Raw genomic sequence first — 14,635 nt, 5'->3', positions numbered from 1 at the left:
CGCCCGCCCGGGACGGCCGCCGCTCGCTCAGTGCACGGCCACGACCGCCGGCGCGGGCTCCAGGTCGGCGAGCCGGGCCGGTCGCACCACGACCAGCAGCACCGCCAGTGCCGCCACCATGCCGCCGGCCACCACCAGGGCCATCGCCACCGCGCCGGTGCCCAGCACACCCACCAGTGGTGCGGCCACCGCACCCACGCCGAACTGCACGGCGCCCAGCAGCGCGGACGCGGTGCCGGCCGCCTCGCCGTGCCGGGACAGCGCCAGCGCCGGCGCGTTCGGCATGGCCAGCCCCGCCGCGGCCAGCACCAGCCACAACGACACCAGCAACGCGGGCAGCCCGCCGACGTCGGTCGCGGCGAAGACCACCAGGGCCAGCCCGGCCAGCGTGCCCGCGCCCAGGGCGGCGACCAGGATCCGCTGCGGCGGGAAGCGGCGCAGCAGCCGGACGTTGTACTGGGTCGCCCCGATCAGTCCCACCGCCCCGGCGCCGAACGCCAGCCCGAACTGCTGCTCGTCGAGTCCGTACCCCTGTTGCAGCACGAACGACGAGCCGGCCACGTACGCGAACAGCGCCGCCATGGCGAGGCCGGCCACCAGGACCAGGCCCACGAAGACGCGGTCGCGCAGCAGCGACCCGTACAGCGCTCCGGTCGCGACGACGCCGCCACGCCGGCGACGCGCGGGCGGCAGCGTCTCCGGCAGGCCGAGCGCGGCGACCACGACCAGCAGCACCCCGAAGACGGCCAGCGCGACGAAGACGCCACGCCAGTCCGTCCAGCGCAGCACCCCGCCGCCGAGGGTCGGGGCGAGGATCGGCGCCGCCCCCATCACCAGCAGCAGCCGGGACAGCAGGGTGGCGAACGCCGCGCCGCTGAACAGGTCGCGGACCACTGCCATCGCGACCACCGCGGTGGCGGCGACGCCGAGGCCCTGCACCACCCGCAGCGCACCGAGGACCGCGACGTTGGGCGCGACGACACAGAGCGACGACGCGACGACGTGCAGGACGAGCCCGGCGATCAACGGGCGTCGCCGGCCGACGGCGTCCGACAGCGGGCCGATCAGGAGCTGGCCCAGGGCGAGACCGGCGAGCGTCCCGGTGAGCGTCAACTGGACCGCCGCCGAGGTGGTCGCGAAGTCCGCGACGATCGCGGGCAGCGCGGGCAGGTACATGTCGATCGTCAGGGGTCCCACCGCGATCAGCGAACCGAGGACCAGCACGAGCCGGAGCCGTTGCCCGCGGCTCATCAGGTCCCCCGGCGTCGGCGCGGCCTTCGGCGAATCGTCGGGGACGGCATCGGTCATCGGGGAGCCTCCGCCCGGTCAGGGCGCGACCGGGCGAGGTTCGGTGCGGTAGTCACACCTCGGTTCAAATGCGGCGGCGCCGGCCGCATTCCCGCCGGGCCGAGAGGTAACGCGGGTCACTGGCGCACCGAGGACTGTAGACAGTGTCTACGGGGCCTGGTAGACACTGTCTATGCCGCCGCCCGACAGCACGCTCCGCACCCGACTGGTAGCGGCGGGTGTCGACCTGCTCGCCCGGGAGGGCCCCGCGGCCCTCACCCTGCGCGAGATCGCCCGCCGGGCCGGCGTCTCCCACGGTGCGCCGCGGCGCTACTTCCCGACCCACCTCGCCCTACTGGCGGCCATCGCCCGGGAGGGATACCAGCAGCTCGGCGCGGAGGTCACCGCCACCATCGGCGGCGCCGAACCGGATCCGTACGAGCAGGTGCTCGCGCTGGGCCGGCTCTACCTGCGGTTCGCGCGCACCAACCACGGCATGTTCGAGCTCATGTTCCGGCACGACCTGCTGCGGGGCAACGGCATCGGCCTGCGGGACGCCAGCGAGGAACTCTTCGGCGTCCTGGTCGACCTGGTCGCCCGCGCCCGGCCCGACACGGCCGACGCCCCCGCGCCGCCGGTCGTCGCCGGCGCGCTCTGGGCCAACCTGCACGGCATCGCCGCACTGCGGCAGTGGGGCAGCCTCCAGACCATGGTGCGCAACGACGACGTCGAACCGCTGCTGCGCGCCGCGGTGGCGGCCCACCTCGGCCGGAGGATCACGTGCTGACCCAGACAGCCACCCGGCTGGTGCTCGCCCCGCTCGGCAGGCTGGCCTTCCGGCCCGTGGTCGAGGGGCGGGACAACGTGCCGCGGCACGGGCCGGTGATCCTGGCCGCCAACCACCTGTCGTTCATCGACAGCGTGGTGATCCCCCTGGTGGCGCCACGACCGGTCAGCTTCCTGGCCAAGGCCGAGTACTTCCGGCGGCCCGGCCTGCGGGGGTGGCTCACCCGGAACTGCCTCACCGGCATCGACGCCATCCCGGTGGAGCGCGGCGGCCACCGGTCGGCCCAGGCGTCGCTGCGGGTGGCGCTCGACGTGCTCGCCGCCGGGCGGGCCTTCGGCATCCACCCCGAGGGCAGCCGCTCGCGTGACGGGCGGCTCTACCGTGGTCGCACCGGCGTCGCCTGGCTCGCGCTGGCCTCCGGCGCCCCGGTGGTGCCCGTCGCCGTCCTCGGCACCGACCGGGTGCAACCGGTGGGCGCCCGACTGCCCCGACCCGGGCGGATCACCGTGCGGTTCGGCACGCCACTGCACTTCACCCGGCCGATCGCCGGCAGCGGCGGGCAGGCCCGGCGGGCCGTCACCGACGAGATCATGACGGCCGTCCAGATGTTGTCGGGCCAGGAGCCCGCCGGCCGCTACCACGACCTGCCGTCCGACTGACCGCGGCCGGCCGCTCGCCACCCCGCACCAGGGCACACGGCACCGCCTCCGACCGATATAGTTAGTCGACTAAATAAATCTGCTGGGAGGCATGGCATGGATCTTGGGCTGCGCGACCGCGCGGTGCTGGTCACCGGTGGGTCGTCCAACATCGGCGCGGCCACCGCGGTGGCCTTCGGGCGGGAGGGCGCCCGGGTGGCGCTGACCTACGCCAGTCGCAGGGACGCCGCCGAGAAGGTCGCCGAACAGGTCCGCCGCGCCGGCGGCCAGGCGTACGTCACGCAGTTCGACCTGGAGGAGCCGGAGGCCGGCGCCCGCCTGGTCGAAGAGGTCGTCGGCCACTGGGGCGGCCTCGACGTGCTGGTCAACAACGCGGTGCGCTGGGCCGACCACAACCCCACCGAGCGGGTCTCCGCGTTCGAGAAGGACAACTCCAACTGGGAGCACCTGATCGAGGCGAACCTGGCCGGCACGCTGCGCGTGCTGCGGGTGGCCATGCCGGCGCTGCGGGCCAGCGGCGTCGGCCGCATCGTCAACCTCTCCACGTCCCTGGTGGAGCGGGGCATGGTCGGCTCGGTGCCCTACGTGGCCGCCAAGTCCGCGCTGTACGGCGCCACCCGGACCATCGCCTGGGAGGCCGGCGGCGACGGGGTGGTGGCCAACGTCGTCATGCCGGGCTGGGTGATCGACGGCAAGGAGCTGGCCTTCGAGATTCCGGAGCCCCTGATGAAGGAGCAGACGGACCGGCTGCCCACCGGCGCCCTGCCGTCGTGCAAGCACGTGGCCGACGCGATCGTCTTCCTCTCCGCGCCGGTCAACAAGAGCATCACCGGTGAGATCATCCGGGTCACCGGCGGCACGTCCTGACACGTGTGGGCCCGGTGACCACCGGTGGTCACCGGGCCCACGACCACGGCTGACGACGCCGCCCCGCCGTCAGACCGGCCGCGCCTCCAGCACGCCCACGGCAACGCGAAGGGCAGCAGCCCGTCCTGGGTGAGCGCCGCCGTGGTGCGCGCCTCGATGTCGAACCACTCGGCCCGGGAGAAGGCCCGGTCCGGTGGTGGTGTTCGAGCAGCTCGACGACGCCGGCCCAGTAGTCGGCCAGGGCCCGGGTCTGTGTCTCGTCCAGCGGCCGGTCGTCGGCCAGCAGCGCCCCCACCCGGGTGAGATCCCGACGGAAGCAGTCGTGGGCGCGCAGGAACGGCATCAGGTCGGCGTCCTGCATCGGCTCGGTGGCACGTCGTTGCTCCTCTCGGCGGTGCGGTGGAGGAGCCGGCCGACGTCGCGGAGTCAGCCGACCCCGGCCGGGGCCTCGTCGCCCAGCCGGCCCGACGCCGTCGTCGCGAGGGCGTCGGAGACCAGGCCGAGCAGCCGTACGAATTCGGTGCGTTCGTTCGCGCTGAGCTTGGCCAGCGCGTCGTCCTGAAGGCCCGCCACCACCTGCGGCACGACCTTGCGCAGTGCGACGCCCTTGTGGGTCAGCCAGATCCGGACCCGCCGCCCGTCGGACTCGTCGGCGCCCACCACCACCAGGCCGGACGCCTCCATGCGCTGGATGGCCCGGGTCACGGTGGGCGCCTCGACCTTGATCCGTTGGGCGATCTCGCCCGGTGTGAGGCCATTGCGGTCCCACAGGCATTCGAGGATGAACTGCTGGCCGGCGTGCACCCCGTGCTGGATGAGGCGGCGTTCGGCCTCGCTCTTCAGCCGACGCGACACCAGACTCAGCGTGGTGAGGAAGTTCTGATCAACAGGATTGCCGGCCATTCCGGCAGCGTAGCCAAGAAAATGCGGGTCGAGCCAGTGAGTCGGGGGCGCCGGTACGGTCCTGTTCCGCACCGTACCGGCACCTCCGCCCGGTTGTCAGAGCCCGAAGGCGAGCAGCACGCGCCCGGGGATTCCGTAGAAGTCGTCGTAGCCGGACTACACGTAGACCATGCCGTTGGAGACGACGGCCCGCCGTTGCCGGAGACCGAGCCGCCCGACCCGGTCCCGGTCGCCGAGTCGAGCGCGAACAGCGTGCCCGGATTGGCCTCCCAGGTCGCCACCTACAGCCGGCTGCCGTCGCAGCTGGACCCCCACTGGATGCCCGACTTGCCGCCGTTGGGCTGCGGCAGGGAGAGCTGCTGCTGCCAGAGGATCTGGCCGGTCTGGGCGTCGAACGCGTGGTAGACGCCGCTCTTCTGCCCGACGCCGACGAGGAGTCGGCCGCTGGCGTAGAAGATGTTCGGCGTGGCACCGAAGTCGTAGTCGAGGTTGGCGCCGTCCGCCAGGCCCTCGCAGTTGGGCGTGGGCGTGGGCAGCAGGCAGCCGACGGTCCAGGAGTCGGAGTCCGTCGTCTGCTGCTTCCAGCGCAGCGCCCCGGTGTCCGCGTTCACCGCGATCACCGCGTCCCCGTCACCGCGGTCGTCCTCGGCACCACGACCACCTCCGACAACGGTCCATGCCGCCGTCGGCGACCGGTCGTCGACGGCGGCTGACCCGGGCGCTCACCTCGACGGATGGGCCCCGCCGCCGGTCTGCGGGTAGCCGCAGATCACCACGCGACGGCCCCAGGACCGCAGCCGGCGCAGCGGCGCGAACGGGCCGCGCGGCAGCGGCGTCGCCAACTCCAGCAGCGCGAGGTCACCGCGCCCGTCGACGGTCGGTGGGACCCAGCAGTCGGGCAAGACGCGTGCCGACATCGTCGGGGCGCCGGGCTGGCCGACGAGGTCGACGTCGACCGAACCGGTGGGCGGATCGGCCCACGGAGCCGTGGACGGTGCCTGACAGGTCGGCTGACCGTCCACCTCACCGGGGCGGCGCGGCGGTGCTGCTCCGGATCGTGAGGCTGGTCGCCAGCTCGAGGCCGGTCCGCTGCGTCGGCTCGCCGCGCCCGAGCGCGAGCGCCAGCTCGGTCGCGGCCACGGCCATCTCGGCGAGCGGCTGGCGCACGGTGGTCAGTGGTGGATCCAGCAGCGCGGCGATCGGCAGGTCGTCGAAGCCGACCACGCTCAGGTCGGCCGGGATCCGCAGTCCGCGTTCCCGCGCGGCCTGGTAGACCCCGACCGCCTGGAGGTCGTTGCCGGCGAAGATCGCGGTCGGGCGTTCCGGCCGGCCGAGCAGGCGCAGCGCAGCGGCCCGCCCGCCGTCCGCGGTGAGGTCGGCGCGCGCCACCAGGTCGGCGTCGACCGGCAGGTGGGCGGCTTCCATCATCGAGCGGTAGCCGTCCAGCCGCGCGCGGCAGCAGAGGATCCGGTCCCGGCCGCCGATCATCGCGATCCGGCGATGCCCCAGCCGGACCAGGTGCCCGGTGGCCGATCGACCGCCCGCCCAGTTGGTCGCCCCGACGAAGGGAACACCGTCGGGCAACTCGCCGGTGGGATCGAAGACCACGAACGGGATGCCGCGGGCGCGTAACTGGTCGCGTTGTTCGCCCGACAACTGCGCGACGGAGACGACGCAGTCCGGACGACGGGCGAGCGTGTCGTCGATCCAGTAGCGGACCCCGCCGCGCTCCGGCCCGAACTCGGTCAGCACCACGCCCACCCGGTGCTCGCGGGCCACCTGCTCGACGCCGCGGATGACCTCGATCCCCCACATGTGTTCGAGCTGGTCGAAGACGAGTTCCACCAGGTTGCTGCGGGTGGACGAGGTGGGCCTGCGGTAGCCGTACCGGTTGATCAGCGCCTCGACCCTGGCGCGCGTGTCCGAGGCCACGCCGGTCCGGCCGTTGATGACCTTCGACACGGTCGGGACCGACACCCCGGCGGTCTGGGCGATGTAGGAGATCGTGACCGGCCGGGACGGAGCCGCCGCCCCGGCCGCCGCCCGCTCGGCGACCGTCTCGTCCGGCTCGGCGTGTGACAACCTGGCTCCTTCCACGCCGGCCCCACCCCCGCCCGAGGGGTGCCGCGCTCGCCGCAAGGATAGCCCTCCGTCCATGCCGGGCGGCGGTTCACCGGTCTCCCGGCCGCTGCCGCCGCTGGACTGGTCGGGCCCGAAAGTTTCCGAGGTGCCGGTTGCGGCTTTCCGAGGTCATCCTCTCGGCATTACCTCCCCCGGCTCGCCGAGCCCTGCCGGCACGAGGCCGGAGTCCATTGACGCGTATCGAAGAAAAGCGTAGCGTTCGGCCCGAAACTTTCCAGGGAGCCGGAAAGCGCCACTGCCGCGGAAGCCGCGCGGTGACCGGCGGAGGCACAGGGCAGCGTCCGCGAGCAACGCACCCGGCACGCGACAGCCGCAGTGGCCGGGCGGCCCCTGCCGCGCCGTCGCGCGCCCTCCACACGTCCGGAGCGGGTGGCCCCCGGTGGGCCACCGACCGTGCCGGACCCACCCGGTGGTCCGCGGTCCGCACGGACCATTCGCACAACGGCAAGGGAGCACGCGATGACCCTGAGCACACGAAGAATCCGCCTCCGGACCGGCCTGGTCGCCGGTGCCGCGGCGGCCCTGCTGGTGGCGTCGATGACGGTGGCCGTGGGCGCCCAGGCGGCCGGCGGCTGCCGCGTGTCGTACGCGGTGCCGTCGCAGTGGCCGGGCGGGTTCACCGCCGCGGTCACCGTGACCAACCTCGGCGACCCGGTCAACGGCTGGCGGCTGGCCTGGACGTTCCCGTCCGGGCAGCGGGTGACCCAGGCGTGGAACGCCACCGTCACCGCGTCCGGCAGCCAGGCCACCGCGACGAACGTCGCCTGGAACGCCGCCGTGCCGACCAACGGCACCGTGTCGTTCGGCTTCAACGGGTCGTGGTCGGGCGCCAACACCGCACCGACCGGTTTCACCCTCAACGGTGTCACCTGTGCCGGTGACGGCGGCGGCACGCCGACACCGACCGCCAGCCCGTCGACGAGCCCGTCGCCCAGTGCCACGGCGTCGCCGTCGACGCCACCGACCACGCCTCCCCCGGCCGGCAACCCGACGGCCACGGTGGCCGCGATGCAACCCGGCTGGAACCTCGGCAACACGCTCGACGCCATCCCGGACGAGACCGCCTGGGGCAACCCGCTCACCACCCAGGCGCTCCTGCGCCACGTACGGTCCCAGGGCTACCGCAGCGTCCGGCTCCCGATCACCTGGAGCAACCACCACGGCCCGGCGCCCGACTACACCATCGACGCGGCCTGGCTGAGCCGGGTACGCCAGATCGTCGACTGGGCGCTGGCCGAGGACCTCTACGTGATGATCAACCTGCACCACGACTCCTGGCAGTGGCTCAACACCTACCCCACCGACCGGGCCGGCGTGACGAACCGGTACCGGGCACTGTGGACGCAACTCGCCACGACGTTCCGCGACCACTCACCGAAGCTGGTCTTCGAGAGCATCAACGAGCCGCAGTTCGCCGACACCACCGACGAGCAGGGCGACACCGCGACGCGGGAGCTCAACGCCGAGTTCGTCCGCCTGGTGCGCGCGTCCGGCGGGGCCAACGCCACCCGGCTGCTGGTCCTGCCCACGCTCCACACCAGCGGCGAGCAGGCGCGACTGGACGCGTTGTCCGCCGGCATGGCCCAGCTGCACGACCCCAACCTCGCCGCCACCGTGCACTTCTACGGCTGGTGGCCGTTCAGCGTGAACATCGCCGGCGGCACCCGGTACGACACGAACGTGGAGCAGGATCTGGTCGGCACGTTCGACCGGCTGCGGGACACGTTCGTCGCCCGCGGCATCCCGGTCATCATCGGCGAGTGGGCGCTGCTCTCCTGGGACCACACCCGACCCGGCATCATCGAACGGGGCGAGTTCCTGAAGTACCTCGAAGCGGTCGGCTACCACGCCCGCACCCGGAACCTCACCACCATGCTGTGGGACGCCGGCCAGTTCCTCGACCGCACCGCGCTGCGCTGGCGTGACCAGCGCGTCGCCGACATGATCAAGGCGAGCTGGACCACCCGCTCCGGCACCGCCTCCGCCGACCAGGTGTACGTGCCGCACACCGGCGCCGTTCCCGGCCGGTCGCTCACCCTCAACCTCAACGGCCTGTCGTTCCGGGGACTCTGGCAGGGCGACACCCCGCTGGCCGCCGGCGCCGACTACACCGTCTCCGGCACCACCGTCACGCTCACCCCGGCGGCGCTGACCCGCCTGGTCGGCAACCGGGCCTACGGCGTCAACGCCACCGTCGAGGCCCGCTTCTCCCAGGGCGTGCCCTGGAAGATCGACGTCATCAGCTCCGACCCGCCCACCCAGGCGGCCACCACCGGCACGACCAGCTCGTTCGCCATCCCCACCCGGTTCCAGGGCGACCAGCTCGCCACCATGGAGGCCACCTACGCCGACGGCAGCCCCGCCGGCCCGGCCAACTGGACGCCGTTCAAGGAGTTCTGGGGGCACTTCCAGCCCGACTACACCGCCAACACGATCATCCTGAAACCGGAGTTCTTCGCCGAGGTGAACGACGGCGTCGTCACGCTCACCTTCCACTTCTGGAGCGGCGCGAAGACCACCTACCGGATCACCAAGGCCGGCACCTCGGTGACCGGCACCGCCTGATCGTCGGCCGGTGCCGCGGTGGAGGCCGCGGCACCGGCGGCGGGGCCGGGCAGCCGAGGCCGGGCCGGGGCGACGGTCGGGGCGACGTCGCAGCGTCCCGACGCCCCGGCGGCCCGCCCGAGGGGCGTGACCATCTGCGCTAACGTGGCCGGATGACCTCTCCAGCGACGCAGGCGCGGGGCCTGGAGACCCGGCGGCGGGTGCTCGACGCGGCGATGGCGGAGTTCGCCCGGCACGGCGTCGACGGCGCGCGGATCAACCGGATCGCGGAGCGGGCGCGGGCCAGCAAGGAACGCATCTACGCCTGGTTCGGCGACAAGGACGCTCTCTTCGACACCGTGATGGAGGTCGGCCTCGAGGAGTTGTCCCGGGTCGTGCCGATCACACCCGACCTGGTGGACTACACGGTACGGCTGCACGACACGTTCGCCGCCCGGCCCGACCTGCAACGCATCGCGGCATGGGCGTGGCTGCACGAGCGCGGGCGTGCCGAGCAGGTGTCGGAGAAGCGTGTGACGGGCTACCGGCACAAGATCGCGGTGATCCGGGACGCGCAGCGGGCGGGGCTGGTCGATCCGGAGTGGCCGCCGCACCACCTGCTGGCCGCGCTGATCGCGGTGGCCACGTCCTGGCTCACCGCGCCGGTCGAGCTGCACCGGGCGCTCGGGTCGCAGCCCGAGTCGGACGACGTCGCCCGGGCCCAGGTGCGCCGCGCCGCGCAGCGGTTGGTCCGTCCGCCGCTGTGACATCGTCCGGAGTGGCAACCCGCGCCACGTGAATCGAACCAGGTGGTTTGATTTTGCCGTGACCGGTGCTATACCTGAACCGAACCAACTGGTTTGATGAGGGGAGGCGGAGCGATGCGCGCGGTGCTGATGGTCCTGTCGGCGGCCGACCACTGGACGCTGCGGGACGGCACGACACACCCCACCGGCGTCTGGGCCGAGGAGGTCGTCGAACCACACCGGCTCTTCTCCGCCGCCGGCTGGCGGATCACCGTGGCGACCCCGGGCGGCGTGCCCCCGACAATCGACCCGCTCAGCCTGCGGCTGCCCGCCACCGCGCCCTGGCGCGCGCGTCGGCACCGTCGCTATCTCGCCGCCCACGCGCGGGAGTTCGCTCACCCGCGCACGCTGTCCGAGGTGGACCCGACCGACTACGACGCCGTCTTCCTCCCGGGTGGGCACGGCCCGATGGAGGACCTCGCCGTCGACCCGGTCTCCGGCGCGCTGCTGACCCGAGCCCTGCACGCCGGCATGCCGCTGGCCCTGCTCTGCCACGCCCCCGCCGCCACGTTGGCGGCGACCGGCGACGACGGGACGTGGCCGTTCGCCGGCTACACCATGACCGGTCTGTCGAACCGGGAGGAACTGCTCAACCGGTTCGCCCGCAAGGCCCGCTGGCTGCTGGAGGACGAGTTGGTGGCGCGGGGCGCCCGTTACGTCCGCGGTCGCGTACCGCTGCGGCCGTTCGTGACCGTCGACCGCAACCTCTACACCGGGCAGAACCCCGCGTCGTCGGCGCGGCTCGCCCGCCGCGTGATCGCCGACCACGAGGCGCGGCCCGCCCTCTCGGTCCACGTCAGCCGCACCGTTCCGGCCTCCCCGGACCGGGTCTACGCGCTGGTCAGCGACATCACCCGGATGGGCGAATGGAGCCCGGAGACGTACGCCGCCCGGTGGCGCGAGCCGGGCCGGCGGTTCACCGGCAGCAACCGCATCGGTCCGTTCTACCGCTGGCGCATGACGGCGACCGTGACCGAGGCGGTGCCCGGCCGCGTCTTCGGGTTCGCCACCGCCTGGCCGTCGTCGTCCTCCTGGCGTTACGAGCTGGAGCCGGTCGACGGCGGCACCCGGATCACCGAGTCGATGACCCGGGCGACGCCCCAGCTGGCGGCGGTCCGTGCGGTCCAACGTCTGGTCGGTGCCGCAGACCGCGCCGCCCACCTGCGGGCCGGCATGACGACCACACTGGAGCGGCTGGACGCGGCGCTACGCCGGGAGCACGACGGGTCGTCCGGGACGGGCCGACCGACGACCGAGGGGACCACCCGATGAGCGAGCACGCGTGGCAGCCGTTCCGGACGCCACTGCACTACCTAGGGCTGCCGCGCAGCGTGGCACCGCCGATCTGGCGTGAGCGGCGGGCCGGCGGCGAGTTGGCCGCCCTGCGGGCCGCGCGTCCCGCCCCGCCGACGCCGCCCGAGCCGGGGGCGCCGGTGCTTGTGGTGCCCGGCTTCGCCGCCGGCGACGACCGGGTGGCGCTGCTGCGGGACTGGCTGCGCGAGGGCGGCTGGGACGCCCGGCCGACCGGGCTCACCGACGGCCGTCGCTGTTCCAGCCGGGACCTGGCGGTCGTGGAGGAGGCCCTGGTCCGCGTGCACACCGAGACCGGTCGGCCGGTCACCCTCGTCGGCCACAGCCGGGGCGGGATGTTCGCCAAGGCCCTCGCCGTCCGCCACCCCGAGCGGGTGCGTGCTTTGGTCACGCTCGGCTCGCCGCTGACCGACCCGTTCGGGATCCATCTGGCGGTGCGACTGCTGACCATGTGGATGGCCACCATGACGCGGCTCGGCCGCCGGGACTGGGTGCGCGACTGCCCGTTCGGCGACTGCTGCCGCGACGTCCACGACGACGTGCTGGCCCCCGCGCCGCCGGGCCTGCCGTTCACCTCGATCGCCAGCCGCAGCGACGGCATCGTCTCCTGGCACGCCTCCCAGGATCCGGCGGCCCGCTGCGTGACAGTGGACAGCTCGCACGGCGGGCTGGTCGCCAACCCGGGCGTGTGGGCGGCGGTCGCCGTCGCGCTGACGACCGCGGACGCCCCGGGCCGGTAGCTCGGCGGTCGGCGCGGGCGAGAACCGGGCGGGTCGCGCACGACCCCGGCGCGGGGCGCGGGTCGGTGGGTCAACCAGCCGGCCCGCGCCGGGCACGTCGCGCGGCCGCCCGGAGGGCGTGGTCGATCTCGGCGGGCGCGTCCACCCGCCAGGCCAGCGCCAACGTCGCCGGCGGCGCCCCGCGCACCGGGACGTACGCCACGCCCGGCGTGGCCGCGGTCCGGGCCAGCAACGACGGCACCGGGCAGCAGCCGACGCCGCCGGCCACCGCGCGTAGCAGGCCGGCGACGTCGGCGGCGGGCTCCGCGGCTCCGGTGGGAGCGTCCGGAGTGAGCCGCCATGCGGCGACGAACGCGGCGTCGACGTCGTCCGGCAGCGGCACCTGCGGTTCCCCGGCGAGGTCGGCCACCGTCACCTCCGGCCGTCCGGCCAGGCGATGGTGCTCCGGCACGGCCAGCAGCCGGCGGAACGCGCCGATCGTCTCCAGGTGGAGGTCGCGGAGGGCGTCCGGCGCGTACGGCGGCCACAGGTAGCCGGCCTCGGCGGTGCCGTCCCGCAGCCGGGAGATGTGCTCCCGGAACGGCACGCCGGTCAGCGTGACCTGCCAGCCCGGCAGGTCACGCCGCAGGCCCACGACGGTGCCCGCCTTCACCTCGTCGACGCTGGCGGCCAGCGTGGTGATGAGCAGCCGGCGGCTCGACGCCGCGGCGGCGGCCCCGCGCACGTCGCGGCGGGCCTCGGCGGCGAGGTCGAGCAGGGCGCGCGCGTGCGGCAGGAACGCCCGTCCCGCCGCGGTCAGCTCGACCTGCCGTCGGCGCCGGGAGAACAGCTCGACGCCGAGGTCGGTCTCCAGCGCCCGGATCCGCGCCGACAACGAGGGCTGCGCCAGGCCCAGCTCCTCGGCGGCGGCGGTGAAGTTCATCCACTCGGTGGTGGCGACGAAGGCCCGTACCCGCTCCAGGTCCACCGGCCCCACCCTAGCCAGGCCCGATAGGAAGAACCTCTCGACACCGCGGCCGCGTCTCTTGGACGCCCGCCGTCCGGGTGGTCCAGGGTCGGTGGCGTGTCTTCCCTCATCATCTACGGGGCCACCGGATTCGTCGGCCGGCTCGTGGCCCGCCTCGCCGTCGGGCGGGGACTCGCTCCGGTGCTGGCCGGCCGGAACGCCGGCCGGCTCGCGGCGCTGGGTCTCGACGCCCCGGTCCGCACCGCCGCGCTGGACGAGCCGGTCGCGCTGGACCGGCTGCTCGACGACGCCTCGGTCCTGCTGAACGCGGCCGGTCCGTTCGCCCGGACCCAGGGGCCGCTGCTCGACGCCTGCGTGCGGACCGGGACGCACTACCTCGACCTGTCCGGCGAGGCGGCGGAGTTCCTGACCGTGTGGCGGCGGGACGCCGAACTGACCGCCGCCGGGGTGATGGCGATGCCCGGCGTCGGCTTCGGTGTCGTGCCGACGGACGCGGTGGCCGTCCATCTCGTCCGGCGGCTGCCGGCCGCCCGTCGGCTGGAGCTGTCGTTCGCCACCACCGGCCGGGTGTCGCGCGGCACGCTCGGCACGCTCACCGACGGCATGGCGGGCGCCGGGGTACAACGGCGCGACGGGCGACTGGTGCCGGTGCGCGCCGCCGCCGAGCATCGCTGGATCAGCGACGGCGGGACGCGTACCCGGGTGGTCACGAACCCCTGGCGGGCGGACGTCGTCTCCGCCGGGCGGTCCACCGGTGTCGCGGACGTCGCGACGTTCTTCGCGGCACCGGGACCGGTGCGCCTGGCGCTGCGTGTCGCCCCGGCCGCGCCGTGGCTGACCACGTCGTCCGCCGCACGACGCGCCCGGGCCGCGCTGCTGGCCCGGCTGCCCGACGGGCCCACGCCGGCGCAGCTCGACGCCGGTCGCACGCTGGTGCACGGGCTGGTCCGCGACGACGCGGGCGCGGTGGCCGAGGCGGTGCTGAACGGCCCGGACGCCTACCGGTACAGCGCCCACACCGCGGTCGAGCTGCTGGCCCGCACCGCGGCGGGTGAGGCGCCGGCGGGCTACCGCACCCCGGCCGAGGTGCACGGCCCGCGGATCGCGCTGACCACGCCCGGTACGACGCTGCGGGACCTGCGGTGACGGCTCCCGGGTGGCCGCCCGGCCGGGAACCGGCACGCTCCCCCGTGCACACCCGCAACGAGGCGTTCGTGCCGCTGGCCCCGGAGGCGGTGTGGAGCCGTCTCGTCGACGCCACCGCCTGGCCGTCGTGGTATCCGAACGCGCGGCGCGTCGTGCTGACCGGCGCGCCGGTCCTCGGCCCCGGCGTCGGGTTCCGCTGGACGACCCTGCACGTCCGCGTCCGGTGCGTCGTCGACCGGTGGGAGCCGTACCGGCTGCTCGGCTGGACCGGCCGGGCGGTTGGCTCGTCCGGCCACCACCGCTGGCTCCTCACCCCGCGGCCGGGCGGCACGCTGGTGGTCACCGAGGAGACGCAGACCGGGGTGCTGCCGCACCTGGCCGGCCGGGTGCTGACCCGCTCCCTGCTGCGCTGGCACCAGCGGTGGCTGGACGGCATCGCGGGGTGAACCCGGGTTCGGTGGTACGGCGCGCCGGCA

15 protein-coding genes are annotated in these 14,635 nt (G+C 74.2%); 9 read left to right on the top strand and 6 right to left on the bottom strand.

Annotated features, from left to right (window positions below):
* Nucleotides 1–27 precede the first annotated feature (27 nt).
* Complete coding sequence (locus ACH495_RS10895) at nucleotides 28–1,251, bottom strand: multidrug effflux MFS transporter (RefSeq protein WP_396858034.1); 1,224 nt, start codon at nucleotides 1,249–1,251, stop codon at nucleotides 28–30.
* A 229-nt stretch (nucleotides 1,252–1,480) separates the two neighbouring features.
* Here ACH495_RS10895 and ACH495_RS10890 point away from each other — a divergent pair, with 229 nt between their 5' ends.
* The 3 genes from ACH495_RS10890 (at nucleotide 1,481) to ACH495_RS10880 (ending at nucleotide 3,600) form a co-directional block, all read left to right on the top strand.
* Nucleotides 1,481–2,074 carry a TetR/AcrR family transcriptional regulator gene (locus ACH495_RS10890; protein WP_396857517.1) on the top strand — a complete coding sequence of 198 codons (594 nt, stop codon included), beginning with the start codon at nucleotides 1,481–1,483 and terminating at the stop codon, nucleotides 2,072–2,074.
* On the top strand, nucleotides 2,068–2,733 hold the full coding sequence (locus ACH495_RS10885; protein WP_396857516.1) for a lysophospholipid acyltransferase family protein: 666 nt from the start codon (nucleotides 2,068–2,070) through the stop codon (nucleotides 2,731–2,733). The genes ACH495_RS10890 and ACH495_RS10885 overlap by 7 nt, the downstream gene beginning before the upstream one ends.
* Before the next feature lie 96 nt (nucleotides 2,734–2,829).
* Nucleotides 2,830–3,600 (top strand): SDR family NAD(P)-dependent oxidoreductase, encoded by a 771-nt coding sequence (locus ACH495_RS10880; RefSeq protein ID WP_396857515.1) that lies wholly within the window; start codon nucleotides 2,830–2,832, stop codon nucleotides 3,598–3,600.
* 426 nt (nucleotides 3,601–4,026) lie between these two features.
* Here the strand turns inward: ACH495_RS10880 and ACH495_RS10875 are convergent, their stop codons facing one another.
* The 4 genes from ACH495_RS10875 to ACH495_RS10860 form a co-directional block, all read right to left on the bottom strand.
* On the bottom strand, nucleotides 4,027–4,503 hold the full coding sequence (locus ACH495_RS10875; protein ID WP_396857514.1) for a MarR family winged helix-turn-helix transcriptional regulator: 477 nt from the start codon (nucleotides 4,501–4,503) through the stop codon (nucleotides 4,027–4,029).
* Between the two features lie 281 nt (nucleotides 4,504–4,784).
* On the bottom strand, nucleotides 4,785–5,114 hold the full coding sequence (locus ACH495_RS10870; protein ID WP_396857513.1) for a hypothetical protein: 330 nt from the start codon (nucleotides 5,112–5,114) through the stop codon (nucleotides 4,785–4,787).
* Nucleotides 5,115–5,225: 111 nt separating this feature from the next.
* The gene (locus tag ACH495_RS10865) at nucleotides 5,226–5,420 is read right to left on the bottom strand and encodes a hypothetical protein (protein WP_396857512.1); all 195 of its coding nucleotides are present in this window, start codon (nucleotides 5,418–5,420) and stop codon (nucleotides 5,226–5,228) included.
* Nucleotides 5,421–5,526: 106 nt separating this feature from the next.
* Nucleotides 5,527–6,585: a LacI family DNA-binding transcriptional regulator gene (locus ACH495_RS10860; protein ID WP_396857511.1), complete on the bottom strand. Its 1,059-nt coding sequence runs from the start codon at nucleotides 6,583–6,585 to the stop codon at nucleotides 5,527–5,529.
* Nucleotides 6,586–7,104: 519 nt separating this feature from the next.
* On the opposite strand from ACH495_RS10860, the gene ACH495_RS10855 reads away from it, so the two are divergent.
* The 4 genes from ACH495_RS10855 (at nucleotide 7,105) to ACH495_RS10840 (ending at nucleotide 12,046) form a co-directional block, all read left to right on the top strand.
* Entirely contained in the window at nucleotides 7,105–9,210 is a 2,106-nt protein-coding gene (locus ACH495_RS10855; protein WP_396857510.1) for a cellulase family glycosylhydrolase, read from the top strand.
* Between the two features lie 152 nt (nucleotides 9,211–9,362).
* Nucleotides 9,363–9,956, top strand: coding sequence for a TetR family transcriptional regulator (locus ACH495_RS10850; RefSeq protein ID WP_396857509.1), 594 nt, complete (start codon nucleotides 9,363–9,365; stop codon nucleotides 9,954–9,956).
* Nucleotides 9,957–10,070: 114 nt separating this feature from the next.
* The gene (locus ACH495_RS10845; RefSeq protein ID WP_396857508.1) at nucleotides 10,071–11,267 is read left to right on the top strand and encodes an SRPBCC family protein; all 1,197 of its coding nucleotides are present in this window, start codon (nucleotides 10,071–10,073) and stop codon (nucleotides 11,265–11,267) included.
* Nucleotides 11,264–12,046: an esterase/lipase family protein gene (locus ACH495_RS10840; protein ID WP_396857507.1), complete on the top strand. Its 783-nt coding sequence runs from the start codon at nucleotides 11,264–11,266 to the stop codon at nucleotides 12,044–12,046. The genes ACH495_RS10845 and ACH495_RS10840 overlap by 4 nt, the downstream gene beginning before the upstream one ends.
* Nucleotides 12,047–12,116: 70 nt before the next feature.
* Here ACH495_RS10840 and ACH495_RS10835 read toward each other — a convergent pair whose 3' ends face one another.
* Nucleotides 12,117–13,013 carry a LysR family transcriptional regulator gene (locus ACH495_RS10835; RefSeq protein ID WP_396857506.1) on the bottom strand — a complete coding sequence of 299 codons (897 nt, stop codon included), beginning with the start codon at nucleotides 13,011–13,013 and terminating at the stop codon, nucleotides 12,117–12,119.
* A 96-nt stretch (nucleotides 13,014–13,109) separates the two neighbouring features.
* On the opposite strand from ACH495_RS10835, the gene ACH495_RS10830 reads away from it, so the two are divergent.
* Both ACH495_RS10830 and ACH495_RS10825 read left to right on the top strand, forming a co-directional pair.
* Nucleotides 13,110–14,159: a saccharopine dehydrogenase family protein gene (locus ACH495_RS10830; RefSeq protein ID WP_396857505.1), complete on the top strand. Its 1,050-nt coding sequence runs from the start codon at nucleotides 13,110–13,112 to the stop codon at nucleotides 14,157–14,159.
* Between the two features lie 44 nt (nucleotides 14,160–14,203).
* The gene (locus ACH495_RS10825; RefSeq protein ID WP_396857504.1) at nucleotides 14,204–14,605 is read left to right on the top strand and encodes an SRPBCC family protein; all 402 of its coding nucleotides are present in this window, start codon (nucleotides 14,204–14,206) and stop codon (nucleotides 14,603–14,605) included.
* Nucleotides 14,606–14,635: the final 30 nt, after the last annotated feature.

It is taken from the genome of Micromonospora sp. NPDC018662 (assembly GCF_044391475.1).
Taxonomy (GTDB): Bacteria; Actinomycetota; Actinomycetes; order Mycobacteriales; family Micromonosporaceae; genus Micromonospora.
The sequence above is the reverse complement of the archived record's forward strand: the minus strand, read 5'-3'. Positions and strand labels throughout refer to the sequence as shown.